Raw genomic sequence first — 1546 nt, forward strand, 5'->3', positions numbered from 1 at the left:
GAAAATAGGATAATATTGCAATCATTTCTGAACGAGTGAAACTAATAATCTGTTGTGTATCGTCATCAAGCTTTTGAGCGAAACAATACATATTCTCCACTCTATCCTCTTTAATCTCTGTGCGGCGTTCTCCGTTGTCGAAAATCATTACGTTTTTATCCAAGTCTAGCAACCTCCGTATATAGTAATTTAATATAAGAAAAGCCGCCCCGATCGGAGCGACTATTTAATTAGTCCACAAGCGCAAGTGTCAATGTTTTAAAGCCGCGGCGGGTTTTAACTTCTTTTGGAACAACTTTTAATGGCTCGTCCGTCCAAGGACCTTGCCCTACAATCCCAATGATACGTTGTAGGGAGCTTGCTACGCCCTGAGATACACTGTGATAGCCTTGTCCGTCTGCTGTTAAAAGAACAACGCGCATTGCCTGAATTGTCTCTTTCGTGACTTCATCCTCTAATTCAACCGCATGGGCGACCATGTCTGTAATTTCAATTACTTCTCCGATATGGTCTGATAGAGAGTGTTCAGCGTTGCTTACCGCGTTGTAAAGTTTGATGCTGCTCTTTCTGTCCGTTGCCTGGATAGTTGAAAACATTTGTTGTGTACCTTGTTCAAAAATACTTGGTGATGCTGTTGCAATGTCCTCAGTTGCCAATACGTCAGTAGTGTTTTCAGTGTTTTTAATAGTGTTTGTCATTTTAAAATTCCCCCAAAGAATTAATTTTGTTTTAAGTATTCATTGAATTTTTCAGCTGACACGCGCCATTCTCGACCGACTTTGAAACCTTTAATTTCTCCGTTGTTCAGCATTTTGCGAGCCGTTTTTTCAGATATTTTTAATATCTCGGCTACCTGTTTAACTGTTAAAACCTCTTCACTAGACAAAAAGCGTACCTCCCTCTACATATGTATCACTTCCTTTAAAGGGCTTCAGATTCCTTTATGTTCCCTTTGATGACCTTATCTTACCATCAAGGGATATATCATGTCTACCCCTTTTTACAAATTTCTTCAGAATTTTTTCAGGAAGGATTCGACATTATGCGACATATTGGTAGGAGAAGAAAATATTTCTGTACCAATAATAGAACACATGTTCCTGAATGTAAAGTCCTATTATATATGAAATAACTGGGTATCAGGGATAGAAATGTCCTATCTCTTATGTTCGCACTGAGTATAAATGTTTATAACAGGTTATTATTGACAAACTAAAATAAGTGTGTATATACTCTCTCCATTAAAGGAGATGAATAATTTATGCCAAATCTAGAAATATTAGATATTATTAATATGAAATTAGATACGAAATACAAGCATATTGAACACTTTTTAAAGGATTGGATAGATAAGAAGTACAACAATATGGATGTTTACGAAATTCTTGTATATTTAAAACACTTTAATATATCGCCTAAAGAATAGTCCTCCCTTTTCCGGGAGGATATTTTATTTATTGACAGTTCCCGTGGTTCATGTTAATTAGCACAGAAATGTGGGATTGTCAAGGAAAATCAGTGAATTTAGCGGCAAGAATCGTACCTC

The 1546-nt window shown here is 36.6% G+C and carries 2 protein-coding genes; both read right to left on the reverse strand.

Annotated features, from left to right (window positions below):
• Positions 1-230: 230 nt before the first annotated feature.
• Entirely contained in the window at positions 231-698 is a 468-nt protein-coding gene (locus ACFWX1_RS48130) for a hypothetical protein (protein WP_326194938.1), read from the reverse strand.
• 20 nt (positions 699-718) lie between these two features.
• Positions 719-886 carry a helix-turn-helix domain-containing protein gene (locus tag ACFWX1_RS48135; protein WP_326194937.1) on the reverse strand — a complete coding sequence of 56 codons (168 nt, stop codon included), beginning with the start codon at positions 884-886 and terminating at the stop codon, positions 719-721.
• Positions 887-1546 lie beyond the last annotated feature (660 nt).

It is taken from the genome of Amycolatopsis sp. NPDC059021, assembly GCF_042739895.1.
Lineage (GTDB): Bacteria > Actinomycetota > Actinomycetes > Mycobacteriales > Pseudonocardiaceae > Amycolatopsis.

Bases quoted from the DNA above. Each gene is read 5' to 3' on its own strand.
- ACFWX1_RS48130 (WP_326194938.1), bottom strand. From the start codon at position 698: ATGACAAACACTATTAAAAACACTGAAAACACTACTGACGTATTGGCA.